This window comes from Serratia sp. N21D137, assembly GCF_047530005.1.
GTDB classification, from domain to species: domain Bacteria; phylum Pseudomonadota; class Gammaproteobacteria; order Enterobacterales; family Enterobacteriaceae; genus Chania; species Chania fonticola_B.
Window position 1 is genome coordinate 1 of the sequence record NZ_JBLJAJ010000052.1, and the last position, 12,036, is coordinate 12,036.

10 protein-coding genes are annotated in these 12,036 nt (G+C 54.8%); 2 read left to right on the top strand and 8 right to left on the bottom strand.

Translation table 11 applies throughout. The features are described from left to right. Positions 1-164: 164 nt before the first annotated feature. From sanA to ACMV5H_RS24070, 7 genes are all read right to left on the bottom strand, one after another. On the bottom strand, positions 165-917 hold the full coding sequence (sanA, locus tag ACMV5H_RS24040) for an outer membrane permeability protein SanA (RefSeq protein ID WP_414822632.1): 753 nt from the start codon (positions 915-917) through the stop codon (positions 165-167). 165 nt (positions 918-1,082) lie between these two features. Then, on the bottom strand, positions 1,083-2,780 hold the full coding sequence (locus ACMV5H_RS24045) for an NAD-dependent malic enzyme (RefSeq protein ID WP_021805059.1): 1,698 nt from the start codon (positions 2,778-2,780) through the stop codon (positions 1,083-1,085). A gap of 157 nt (positions 2,781-2,937) precedes the next feature. Next, positions 2,938-3,822: a cytidine deaminase gene (gene cdd / locus ACMV5H_RS24050; RefSeq protein WP_115159876.1), complete on the bottom strand. Its 885-nt coding sequence runs from the start codon at positions 3,820-3,822 to the stop codon at positions 2,938-2,940. A 136-nt stretch (positions 3,823-3,958) separates the two neighbouring features. Continuing rightward, positions 3,959-4,654, bottom strand: a complete 696-nt coding sequence (locus ACMV5H_RS24055) for a CidB/LrgB family autolysis modulator (RefSeq protein ID WP_021805057.1) — start codon at positions 4,652-4,654, stop codon at positions 3,959-3,961. Continuing rightward, positions 4,651-5,058, bottom strand: coding sequence for a CidA/LrgA family protein (locus tag ACMV5H_RS24060; RefSeq protein WP_115159875.1), 408 nt, complete (start codon positions 5,056-5,058; stop codon positions 4,651-4,653). Before ACMV5H_RS24060 ends, ACMV5H_RS24055 begins: the two co-directional genes overlap by 4 nt. Positions 5,059-5,197: 139 nt before the next feature. Further along, the gene (locus ACMV5H_RS24065) at positions 5,198-6,421 is read right to left on the bottom strand and encodes an MFS transporter (RefSeq protein ID WP_094983328.1); all 1,224 of its coding nucleotides are present in this window, start codon (positions 6,419-6,421) and stop codon (positions 5,198-5,200) included. Between the two features lie 135 nt (positions 6,422-6,556). After that, positions 6,557-7,630 carry a sugar ABC transporter substrate-binding protein gene (locus tag ACMV5H_RS24070; protein WP_115159874.1) on the bottom strand — a complete coding sequence of 358 codons (1,074 nt, stop codon included), beginning with the start codon at positions 7,628-7,630 and terminating at the stop codon, positions 6,557-6,559. Positions 7,631-7,858: 228 nt separating this feature from the next. On the opposite strand from ACMV5H_RS24070, the gene ACMV5H_RS24075 reads away from it, so the two are divergent. Beyond that, positions 7,859-8,224, top strand: a complete 366-nt coding sequence (locus tag ACMV5H_RS24075; RefSeq protein WP_209524236.1) for an endonuclease domain-containing protein — start codon at positions 7,859-7,861, stop codon at positions 8,222-8,224. Between the two features lie 342 nt (positions 8,225-8,566). On the opposite strand, the gene metG is transcribed toward ACMV5H_RS24075, so the two are convergent. Then, a complete protein-coding gene (metG, locus tag ACMV5H_RS24080; protein WP_414822633.1) occupies positions 8,567-10,597 on the bottom strand; it encodes a methionine--tRNA ligase in 2,031 nt (676 codons plus the stop codon). Between the two features lie 160 nt (positions 10,598-10,757). Between metG and apbC the strand changes: the two genes are divergently transcribed. Beyond that, positions 10,758-11,870 (top strand): iron-sulfur cluster carrier protein ApbC, encoded by a 1,113-nt coding sequence (gene apbC, locus ACMV5H_RS24085; protein ID WP_021805051.1) that lies wholly within the window; start codon positions 10,758-10,760, stop codon positions 11,868-11,870. Positions 11,871-12,036: the final 166 nt, after the last annotated feature.

The following is a 12,036-nucleotide window of genomic DNA, read 5'->3' on the forward strand; positions in this document are numbered from 1 at the left end:
ACAGAGCGGGAATAGTGAGACGGATGAATATAGTTAATATGCTGAAAAAGTTAGGGAATGAGTACAGTAATATGGTCATGGGATGCTGACCATATTACTGGGGATCACTCAGCCCTGTGGGAGAGGGCTAGGGTGAGGGGCAATCGCTGGAGCGTGAGGTGAACTCAGCTCTTTTTCTGCTGCTGGGCCTTAAGCTTCTCCGCCGTCAGCTTGTGCTCCAGCTCTACCAACTGCTCCGGCGACACCGCCGGGTAACCCGGTGCATCTTCCGGCACCTTGTGCATCGCAGATATCGGGATTAATGGGCCAAGGAAGCGGGGCTCACGCTTGAGGATATACAGATCGGTCAGGGCACCCAGGCGGGCAAAGATCTCACGCACACGCACCGTCATCATATTTTTTGGCGAAGGTACCGCATAGCATTGCGCCTGGATACCCATATGCAGGGCGATAAATAGGGCGCGCTCGCAGTGGAATCGCTGGGTGATGATGATGAAGTCGTTGGTATCGAACACCTTGCGCGTACGGACGATGGAGTCGAGGGTACGGAAACCGGCATAGTCGAGCACGATATCGCTAGGCGCAACGCCAGCGGTCAGCAGGTCGCGGCGCATGGTCATCGGTTCGTTGTAGCTTTGCTGGGCATTATCGCCGCTCAGTAGCAGGTACTTCACCTTGCCGCTGTTATAGGCGTTGATCGCCCCTTGAATACGGTAGCGGTAATATTGGTTAAGCACTCCGGTACGGTAATATTTGGAGGTGCCAAGCACCACCCCCACCTGACGGTGTGGTAGCGTTTGCATTTCTTCGTAAATATAAGGCGCGGTTTTCCAGCTTATCCAGCGATCGAGCGCGATAGCCGACAGCATCAGCACCGAAATGATGATGAACAGGCTAATTATCAGGCGTTTCCACATGTTGATGCCTTGCGCGAACGAGGGCTAAAGTAAGACTCAAGGCTACTTTACCTGCCCGGCAGACGCAAGCAATGAGCCGTTTACCGCAGGTGTTACGCTGCATTTTTCAGCAAAATCTGGTCTTGGCGTGATAACCGGGCCTGACTAACAGGCCCGGTGAGAAACTTAGAACGAGGTACGCTTGTAGATACGATACTGCGGACGCCAGAAGTTGTGCTCGATGGCTTTAGACAACGCCTCTTCCGACGTCACCACTGCTACACCCTGCAACTGAGCGGCTTTGCCCACTTCCATCGCGATGCATTTGGATACGCCTTGAATATCATCGATATTCGGCAGTAGTGCGCCGTGGCCGTCGGTAGCCAGCGGAGAACAGTCGGCCAGGGCTCGGCTGGCGGCCATCAGCATGGCATCGGTGACCCGTTTTGCCCCTGCAGCCAATACGCCAAGGCCAATCCCCGGGAAGATATAGGAGTTGTTGCACTGGGCAATCGGGAACAGCTGGTCTTTATAGGTTACCGGTGAGAACGGGCTACCAGTGGCGACCAGTGCAGCACCGTCGGTCCAGTTGATGATATCTTCTGGCCGGGCTTCCACGCGGGAGGTTGGGTTGGACAGCGGCATCACGATCGGACGCGGGCAATGCTTGTGCATCTCACGGATCAGTTCTTCGGTAAACAGCCCCGGCTGGCCAGAGACGCCGATCAGCACGGTCGGCTTGGCGTTGCGCACTACTTCCAGCAGGGAGATCGCATCGCTTTCCACCTGCCATTGATCCAGATTGGCACTTTTCTGCACCAGCTTGCTCTGGAAATCGAGCAGGTTCGGCAGCTTATCCGTCAGCAGGCCAAAACGGTCAACCATAAACACGCGAGAGCGGGCTTCTTCTTCGCTCAGCCCTTCGGATTTCATCTGTGCGATAATCTGTTCGGCAATCCCACAGCCTGCGGAACCTGCCCCCAGGAAGGCGACGGTTTGATCGCGCAGTTGGCTGCCAGCGGCACGGCTGGCGGCGATCAGGCTGCCCAGCGTCACTGCGGCGGTGCCTTGAATATCGTCGTTAAAGCAGCACAGCTCATCACGATAGCGATTAAGCAGCGGCGTGGCGTTATTCTGGGCAAAATCTTCAAACTGCAACAGCACGTTCGGCCAACGACGTTTCACCGCCTGGATGAACTCTTCCACAAAGGCGTGATATTCGTCACCCGAAATACGTGGATGACGCCATCCCATATAGAGCGGATCGTTCAGGCGTTGCGGGTTGTTGGTGCCCACGTCCAGCACAACCGGCAAGGTATAGGCCGGGCTGATGCCGCCACAGGCGGTGTACAGAGAGAGTTTACCGATTGGAATACCCATGCCCCCGATGCCCTGGTCGCCCAGGCCAAGGATGCGTTCCCCGTCGGTGACCACAATCACCTTAACGTTCTGCTTGGTGGCGTTTTGCAGCATATCGTCGATGCGATCGCGGTTCGGGTAGGAGATAAACAGCCCACGTGCGCGGCGATAGATGTCAGAGAAATGCTCGCAGGCTTCACCCACGGTTGGCGTATAGATGATGGGCATCATCTCGCTCAGGTGCGAATCCAGCAGGCGATAGAACAGCGTTTCGTTGGTGTCCTGGATATTGCGCAGGTAGATGTGCTTGTCGTTATCGTTCTTGAAATCCTGATACTGACGGTAAGCGCGTTCCACCTGTTCTTCGATGGTTTCTATCGCTTCCGGCAGCAGGCCGTGCAGGTTGAAGTTACTGCGTTCTTCTTCGGAAAAGGCGCTGCCTTTGTTCAGCAGCGGGAATTCCAACAGAATGGGGCCAGCGTAGGGGATGTAGAGAGGGCGTTTGCTTTCGTATTCCAGTTCCATCAGTTTCTACTCTTTGCCTAGGGTAAGCTTTATTACTGCCGATCCTAAGATATCGGCAAAATATGTACAGCATTTGTTAGTAAATAATGAGGAATTGTCGCTTGTTGCTGGTTTTTTAGCCGGATTGTGGCGGAGCACGGTGGCTCCGCCTGAGGGATCAGAAGGTCACGCGTTGGACGTCTTCGCAGCCCAAGGCCGCCAGGGTGGCGCGGGTGGCATCCCACTGGGTCAGGATTGCGCCTTCCGCTTCGGCCAATACGGCACGGCGTACTTTCTGGCAATCACCACCGGAGACATTCATCAGGATCAGTGCGGCCTGCAATGGCGGCAGGCTAGGGTTGAACGCGGCGTTTTCTGCATAGCGGCCAGCGTAAACCTTGCCGTCTTCGGCTTCCAGCGCTACGCCGCTATGGGCGGTGCTGTAAGGGGCATGGCTGCGGTTGGCGGCATCCAGAGCCGCTTTCGCCAGTTCATCATCCAGCGTCAGTTGGAAGCCGTGATCGACCGGATCCATCAGCAACTCGCTGATTTGCAGATCTTTCGGGCCGAAGGAGTAAGGTAGGTAATCACCCAGCGTGGCGGTTGCCCGTGCAGGCAAATGGATCTCCAACTCGGTGCCGCTGTTAAGCTCATTCATAAACTGGCGGCAGTGGCCGCAAGGCGAGTAGTTGACGGTAACCGCGACCAGCTTGGCTTCGCCGCGCAGCCATGCATGCGTGACAGCGCACTGTTCCGCGTGCACGGTTTGTTGCATAGGTGCACCACGGAATTCCATGTTGCCACCAAAATACCAGTTGCCGCTGACGCCACGCGCCACCGCCCCAACGTGGAAATGCGAAATCGGCGTTAACGAGCAGGCCGCCGCCAATGGCAGCAGAGCAAAGGCCAGAGCATCGTCATCCAACCCGCACTGTTGCTTGATCGCCGCAATCTGCTCGGCCTTGAACATGGCTGCGAAATCAGGCGCATCTAAATAGGGCAGCAGGGCGGATTGCAAGGCCGTTGGCAATTCGCCGTAGGCAGTTTGAAAGCGCGAGTGCATAAGTAGTCTCTCTACAAGTTAACGGGTTAACATTCTAGGCAACCGGCCCACAATAAAGTGTGACTAATATCTATTTTTTAATGAAACAACTGCAATGAAACTTATAAATGCGAGACGTATCGCAGGTTTTTAGCCGTTAACCAAACAGCCGCAGCAGTATCGGGAACACGAACGGCGCGGTCAGCGAAGTGATAATCCCGCAGATAACCAGAGCCAGCGAACTGAATGCGCCCTGTTGGTAATCCATTTCTACGCAGCGTGCTGTACCCAACGCATGCGAGGCGGTCCCCATCGCCAAACCGCGCGATGAATTGGTGTTGATCCGTAACAGGCCAAGCAGCGAATGGCCGAAAACCGCCCCCAGAATTCCGACAAAAATCACGCACACCGCGCTGATGGCCGGGATGCCGCCAATCGACTCGGCTACCGCCATGGCTATTGGGGTCGTCACCGACTTTGGCAAGATCGAGGCGGCAATTTCAGGTTTGGCCCCCATCAGCAGGGCAATGGCACCGCCGCTGATCATCGCGGTCATGCTGCCAATAAAGCAGACGGTGATGATGGATTTCCAACGCGCGCGGATCTGATGGATCTGCTCGTATAGCGGAAAAGCAAGGGCGACCACCGCCGGTTGCAGCAGATCGTTGAGGATTTTGCTGCCTTGAAAATAGCGTTCATAAGGAATGCCGGTCAGCAACAGCAGCGGGATAATCACCGCCATCGAGACCAATAATGGGTTCAGCAATGGCATGTTGAGCTTTTGCGCCAGCTTGCGTGCCGCGTAAAATACCACCAGGGTCAGCGGCAAGGACCACCAGATATTTTGCATCATTGTTCATCCTTCGCATTTTTTGCTTTACCGAGGATGGGACGCTCGCGATGGAAGTAATGTGAAGTATAGCCAACCACCACAAACACCAGCAGCGTACTGATCAGGCAAGACACGATCAGCGGAGCCAGATCGTCAACTATCTGGTCGTAATACTTCATGATGCCGACGCCGATTGGCACGAACAGCAGCACCATATAACGGATAAACAGATGGCAGCCAGGCTTGACCCATTTGGCCGGTAAAATTTGTGAGGAGAGCAAGGCAAACAGGATCAACATCCCGATAATGCTGCCGGGGATGGCGATCGGCAGCAGCGCCGCAATGGCGTTACCGGCGAACAGGCTGAGGTAGATCAGCACGATCGCCCTGACATATTTCCAACACAGGTTAAATAGGTTGCCCATAGTGCATTCTCGTTGATGTTGACGCATTCATCATACAATTAAACTGTGAGCTACGCCACAAAACGCATCATGAATTCTCGCTATGCCTATCATGCCATTTTGGCAAGATTGTGGCCCGCCTTAAGTTTAGCGGGGCTGGCTATTCCGCGCTGCTCAGGCTGGCTAGTGGCTTTTGCTGTTCCGCTAACCGATGGCCGAGGAAGAAGAACAGCAGGCTGAACAACGCGGCGGCGATCAACACCAGGAACATTACCGGCGGTGGCGCATAGCTCAGCAGGAAACCGCACATCACCGGGTTGATGGCTCCCCCCAGATTGCTTAGGCTCTGTACGCCGTAATAGCTGCCTTTCAGGTGCGGCGGGGCGATAAAGTCGATAAACATATATTCAACCGGAATGACGATGATTTCCCCCAGGGTGAAAATCGCCATCGCCAGCACCCATAGCCATATCGAAAGCCCTGCCAGCATAAAGCCGATCAGCCCCAGGACGAAGAACAGCGTGCCCAGCATCAGCCAGCGCAGCATGTTGTCCTGGCGCATACCGCGGCTCAGCAGATACTGCAGGGCGATCACGATGCAGGCGTTGACGATCATCACCACACCAATCACTTTGTAAGCAAATTCGGCATCGCTAACGAGGATCAGATACTGCGACAGATAGCCGGTGAATTGGCCAAATACCACCGCGCCTAACGTGCTGCCAAGGGTGAAATAAATCAGCCGCCGATCGCCGCGTAGCACATTCAACGTCTGGCGGAAGTTGAGAACCGATGGTGGAGTGTTGCCGGTGTCTTCCATCGGTGGCGATGGATAGCTGCGCAGGCGGAAGCTCAGGGTTATCACAGTCAGTAACGCCAACCCGCCGGACAGGTAGAACGGCAGCAATGGGCTGTAACCGGCTACCATCACGCCCAATGATGAGCCGACGGCCCAGCCAACGTTCACCAGCGTATAGTTGATCGAGAAGGCCTTGATACGCTGGTTTACCGGCAGCCAACTGGCAAAGCAGGCCTTGATGGCGATGCTGAGCACCGCATAGGCGGTATGTAAGATGGCCAGCACCAGGATAACGCCAGCGGGGTGCGAGACCCATGGGATAGCAAAAAAGCTCAGCGAAAATAGCAGGATGGCCAGCAGGATCAGCGGATTTTTATTAAAGCGATCGACCAGATAACCGCCATAAAAGCTGCTGATGATGCCGATAGTCAGGCTGACGCCCAAGATAATCCCCACGCTTTTCGGCAGCAGGTGGAAGTGCTCGGTCAGGTAAATGGTGATAAAGGGCAGCGTGACGCCACGGCCTATGGTCAGCACCAGCGAACTTGCCAGCAATATCTTAATCAGTGGGGGGAATCCCTTCATAACCAAACCTGTTGATGCATACAGTTATTACGTCAATGCAACTACAGTAGCGTATTTTGTGGTGCTGAGAAGGGGCGAACGGAAAAATTGTTTAAAAAAAAGAGGCTACGTCTGTAGCCCCTCGGTAAAACAGCATTATTTACCGGATTTGGCCTGCAGGGTGGCAAACCAGGGTTGGATGAAGTCTTCACTGCTGCCCCAGCCTGGAATAATTTTACCCAGCGAGGCTACGTTGATTGGACCGGTCTGGCTGACCAGCAAGGCTTGCGGGATGGCGGCGGCTTTAAACTGATAGGTGGCTGGCGTTGGCTCGCCCGCCAACTTGTTGGCAATCAGGCGCAGGTTGACGGCTCCGATCAACTTGGTATCTACCGCGACGCTGACCTTCCACGGGCTACCGGCTTCGCGCATCAGTTGCAGATCCTGGTTGGAGATATCGATGCTGTAGAGCTTGATCTCGGTGCGGCCATTTTCTTGCAGCGCCTTATAGGCTCCCTGGCTGAAGGCATCCCAGGTGCCCCAGATGGCATCGATTTTACCTTTCGGGTATTTGGCTAGCACCGCCCCCACTTTATTGGCGGTATCGCCCTGAACGTCGGACGAAACTGCCCCGATTGATTCCAGCTCATGAATGCCCGGGTTTTGCTTGAGCAATTGCTGGTAAGCGGCCTGGCGGCGCTCCATCGGCGGGAAGCCTGCAACCCACAGTTTGATAATGTTGGCCTTGCCGTCGAAGTCTTTAATCAGTTGGCCGAAGGATTCATTGGCCAGCGAGGCATCATCCTGTTGGGAAACGGTGACGCCGGGGATCTCGCCGCTAACGTCGGTATCAAAGGCCGACACCGCGATACCTGCCGCGGCGATGCGCTTAACCAGTTCGGTGGAATAGGGCGCGCGGCCTTGAGAAAGAATGATGCCGTCATATTTCTGGCTGATGGCCTGGTTAACGAAGTCCTGAAAGCGCGCGTCATCGCCGTTGCTCAGGAAGGTATCGACCTTGAAACCGAGCTTGCGCCCCTCCTGGATGGCTCCGGCCAAAAACTGGGTGGTGTTGTCATCGGAACCCAGGTTACGGATCACCGCCACGCGGATCTGCCCTTGATGCTGGGCAATAGCGTCAGGAACGGGGGCAAGCGTGGCTTCTGTGGCCAGCAGGGGCAGACTGGTCAGCAGGCTGAGGGCGAGCAGTGAGGTCTTTATCGTTTTCATTATTGGCTCCGAAGCAGGTGAAGAGTTCCCGTTAAAATTGGATGTTTAGATATCTTTATGTCTAGACGTCTATCTGGTGCAATGCAGCATCATAACCAGATGCCTGGCAATTGGGAATCCGCAGGCTTATGAATTTTTCTCAGGTGATATAACGATTGGTTTGGATGGGGTGCGCAGTTTTGGCAGGAACCGAGAGATCGACGGTGCTGGTGGCGCTAATCTTGGCTGATGAAGAGTGCAATCACGCTGATTAAGGCGCGCCGTTTAAGATCTGATATGACAGAGGCAGAACAAGCTTTGTGGCTGCAGCTGCGCGATCGCCGCTTGGCTGGGTTTAAGTTCCGACGGCAATTTCCGGTTGGGCCTTTCTTTGCCGATTTCGCGTGTTGGCAGGCGAAGCTGATTGTTGAGCTGGATGGTGGTCAGCATTCGGGGCAGGTGGCTTATGATCAGCAGCGCACCTATTTTCTAGAGCAGCAAGGTTTTACCGTGATTCGTTTTTGGAATGATGAGGTTTTACTTAATTGGGAGGGGGTGAGACAGGTGACTTTATGGCATTTGCAGGATCGTGTTTCCCCTCATTCTAGCTTCTGAGATACCCCTCACCCCAACCCTCTCCCGTAGGGCGAGGGGGCTGCCCGGAGCATATAATTAGTCCGTGCTGCTTCGGGAAGAAATAAATAAGAAGAAAGGCAGGTATGACTCAGAGAACTCAACGAACTCGATAGGTATTACTAGATCGGAAAGAAATGAATAAGAAGAAAGGCTGGGTATGACTCAGAGAAATCAACGAACTCGATAGGTATTACTAGATCGGAAAGAAATGAATAAGAAGAAAGGTTGGGTATGACCCAGGAAAATCAACGAACTCGATCAGTCCCCTCTCCCTGTGGGAGAGGGTTAGGGTGAGGGGACTTTTCTCTATATTACAGAAGCTTACTTAACTTGCATACCAGGCTGTGCGCCGCTGTCCGGGCTGAGCAGGAAGATCTCCTTGCCGCCAGGGCCAGCCGCCATCACCATCCCTTCGGAAACGCCAAAGCGCATTTTACGCGGCGCCAGGTTGGCCACCATAATCGTCAAACGCCCTTCCAGCAGTGAAGGATCAGGGTAGGCAGAGCGAATACCGGAGAAGATCTGGCGTGATTCGCCACCCAGATCCAACTGCAGCTTCAGCAGCTTGTCAGAACCTTCAACAAACTCGGCGCTCTTGATCAGCGCGATACGCATATCGACTTTGGCGAAATCATCAAAGCTGATGGTGTCCTGGATCGGATCGTCCGCCAGCGGGCCGCTGACAACCTTCTGGCTGGCGGCCAGATCTTCTTTTGATGCATTGACCATTTCATTCACTTTGTCGAGATCAATGCGGTTGAACAACGCCTTGAAGGTGCTCACCTGATGGCCCAGCAGCGGCTGCTCAATGCCATCCCAGCTCAGTTCGCAGTTGAGGAACGCTTCGGCACGTTCGGTCAACGCAGGCAGAACCGGCTTCAGGTAGGTCATCAGCACGCGGAACAGGTTGATGCCCATCGAACAGATAGCTTGCAGAGCGGCGTCGCGGCCTTCTTCTTTCGCCACTACCCAAGGAGCCTGCTCATCGACATAGCGGTTGGCCAGATCGGCCAGCGCCATGATTTCGCGGATCGCGCGGCTGGTTTCACGGCTGGCATAGGCCTGCGCAATGCTGGTGGCAGCATCAACAAAGGTCTGGTATAGCGCAGGGTCGGCCAGGTGGTCGGCTAACTGCCCGGCAAAACGCTTGTTGATAAAGCCAGCGTTACGGGAAGCCAGGTTGACCACTTTGTTCACGATATCCGCATTCACGCGCTGCACGAAGTCTTCCAGATTCAGGTCGATATCGTCGATGCGTGAAGAGAGCTTGGCGGCGTAGTAATAACGCAGGCAATCGGCATCCAGGTGCTTGAGGTAGGTGCTTGCTTTAATGAAGGTGCCGCGCGACTTGGACATCTTGGCGCCGTTCACCGTCACATAGCCGTGCACAAACAGGCTGGTTGGCTTGCGGAAATCGCTGCCTTCCAACATTGCCGGCCAGAACAGGCTGTGGAAGTAGACGATATCCTTACCGATGAAGTGATACAGCTCGGTAGTGGAGTCTTTACGCCAGAACTCGTCGAAATCCAGATCGCCGCGTTTATCGCACAGGTTCTTGAACGAGCCCATGTAACCGATTGGCGCATCCAGCCAGACGTAGAAATATTTGCCTGGGGCATCCGGAATTTCGAAGCCGAAATACGGCGCATCGCGGGAGATATCCCACTGTTGCAGGCCGGATTCGAACCATTCCTGCATCTTGTTTGCCACCTGCTCTTGCAGCGCGCCGGAGCGTGTCCAGGCCTGCAGCATGTCGCTGAAAGCGGGCAGGTCGAAGAAGTAGTGCTCAGAATCACGCATTTCCGGGGTAGCGCCGGAAACCACGGATTTAGGGTCGATCAGCTCGGTTGGGCTGTAGGTTGCGCCACAAACTTCGCAGTTATCGCCATATTGATCCGGAGATTTACATTTCGGGCAGGTACCCTTCACAAAACGATCCGGCAGGAACATGCCTTTCTCAGGATCGTAAAGCTGAGAAATGGTGCGTCGCTTGATATGACCGTTCTCTTTCAAGCGGCCATAGATGATACCTGACAGTTCACGGTTTTCTTCGCTATGGGTCGAATGATAATTCTCATAGCTGATGCCAAAACCGGCGAAATCCTGTTGGTGCTCGCGGCTCATTTCCGCGATCATCTCTTCTGGCGGGATACCCATCTGCTGTGCTTTGAGCATGATTGGCGTACCGTGCGCGTCATCCGCACAGATGAAATGAACTTCGTTGCCGCGCATTCGTTGGTAACGAACCCAGATATCTGCCTGGATGTGCTCGAGCATGTGGCCGAGATGGATGGAACCATTTGCGTACGGTAGCGCGCACGTCACCAATAATTTTTTCGCGACTTGAGCCATAATGAAAAGTTGCTTTCTTTAATGAGTGAAAAGGGTCTTTGATGTTACCCGATCGCGCTCTCTGCTGCTAGGGCGGTTTCTTTCGGGTTATACGAGCGAGTTACCCTGCAGTTCTGATATGCTTATCGGGTTGCTACCCATTCAAAATCAAGGAGCCGGGATGAACGCCAAATCCCCTGAGCAGACCAACCCTGAAGTTCTGCGCGCCCTGGTGACCGGAGTATTGGCCGCCTTCGAACACCCGACGTTAAAAAACAACCTGACCGCACTGAAAGCTATTCACCACTGCACGCTGCTGGACAATGTCCTGCATATCGAGTTAGTCATGCCGTTTGCCTGGCAAAGTGGGTTTGAGGCGCTGAAAGAATCGGTAAGCGCCGAACTGCTGCGCGTGACCGGCGTTCAGGCTATCGAATGGAAGCTGAAGCACGATATCACCACCTTGAAACGCGCCAACGACCAGGCCGGGGTGAAGGGTGTGCGTAACATTATTGCCGTCAGCTCAGGCAAAGGCGGGGTGGGGAAATCCAGCACCGCGGTCAACCTGGCGCTGGCGCTGATCGCCGAAGGTGCCAAAGTGGGGATCCTGGATGCGGACATTTATGGCCCGTCGATCCCCAACATGCTGGGTACTGAACATGAACGCCCAACCTCGCCGGACGGACAGCATATGGCTCCGATCATGGCGCACGGTTTAGCGACCAACTCTATCGGCTACCTGGTCACCGACGACAACGCCATGGTGTGGCGCGGGCCGATGGCCAGCAAGGCGCTGCTGCAACTGTTGCAGGACACGCTGTGGCCGGATCTGGATTATCTGGTACTGGATATGCCACCGGGGACCGGGGATATCCAACTGACCCTGTCGCAGAATATCCCGGTGACCGGTGCGCTGGTGGTGACGACGCCTCAGGATATCGCCTTGCTTGATGCCGCTAAAGGCATTGTGATGTTCGAAAAGGTGCATGTGCCGGTATTGGGCATCGTTGAGAACATGAGCATGCACGTGTGCAGCAACTGTGGTCATCACGAACCGATTTTCGGTACCGGTGGGGCAGAGAAGCTGGTGCAGAAATACCATAGCCGCCTGTTGGGGCAGATGCCATTGCATATCTCGTTGCGTGAAGATCTGGATCGCGGGCAACCGACCGTGGTCAGCCGGCCGGACAGCGAGTTTGCCGAAATGTACCGTCAACTGGCGGGGCGCGTTGCGGCTCAGATGTACTGGCAGGGGGAAGCCATCCCTACCGAGATCTCCTTCCGCGCGCTCTAATACGCCCAGAATTACGTGCCCGCTTTGTCCCCTCACCCCAACCCTCTCCCTGTACAGACCGGGGACATGGTAGACAGGTGTTCAAGGACATGGTGAACACTTTTTAACATCCTTTACCCATGATGATCGACCTATTTCTCAGGTCGATCATCCCCACTTTCGTGCT

Excerpts from the sequence above, each read along its gene's own strand:
- sanA (WP_414822632.1), bottom strand. The coding sequence starts at position 917 with ATGTGGAAACGCCTGATAATTAGCCTGTTCATCATCATTTCGGTGCTG.
- ACMV5H_RS24045 (WP_021805059.1), bottom strand. The coding sequence starts at position 2,780 with ATGGAACTGGAATACGAAAGCAAACGCCCTCTCTACATCCCCTACGCT.
- cdd (WP_115159876.1), bottom strand. The coding sequence starts at position 3,822 with ATGCACTCGCGCTTTCAAACTGCCTACGGCGAATTGCCAACGGCCTTG.
- ACMV5H_RS24055 (WP_021805057.1), bottom strand. The coding sequence starts at position 4,654 with ATGATGCAAAATATCTGGTGGTCCTTGCCGCTGACCCTGGTGGTATTT.
- ACMV5H_RS24060 (WP_115159875.1), bottom strand. The coding sequence starts at position 5,058 with ATGGGCAACCTATTTAACCTGTGTTGGAAATATGTCAGGGCGATCGTG.
- ACMV5H_RS24065 (WP_094983328.1), bottom strand. The coding sequence starts at position 6,421 with ATGAAGGGATTCCCCCCACTGATTAAGATATTGCTGGCAAGTTCGCTG.
- ACMV5H_RS24070 (WP_115159874.1), bottom strand. The coding sequence starts at position 7,630 with ATGAAAACGATAAAGACCTCACTGCTCGCCCTCAGCCTGCTGACCAGT.
- ACMV5H_RS24075 (WP_209524236.1), top strand. The coding sequence starts at position 7,859 with ATGAAGAGTGCAATCACGCTGATTAAGGCGCGCCGTTTAAGATCTGAT.
- metG (WP_414822633.1), bottom strand. The coding sequence starts at position 10,597 with ATGGCTCAAGTCGCGAAAAAATTATTGGTGACGTGCGCGCTACCGTAC.
- apbC (WP_021805051.1), top strand. The coding sequence starts at position 10,758 with ATGAACGCCAAATCCCCTGAGCAGACCAACCCTGAAGTTCTGCGCGCC.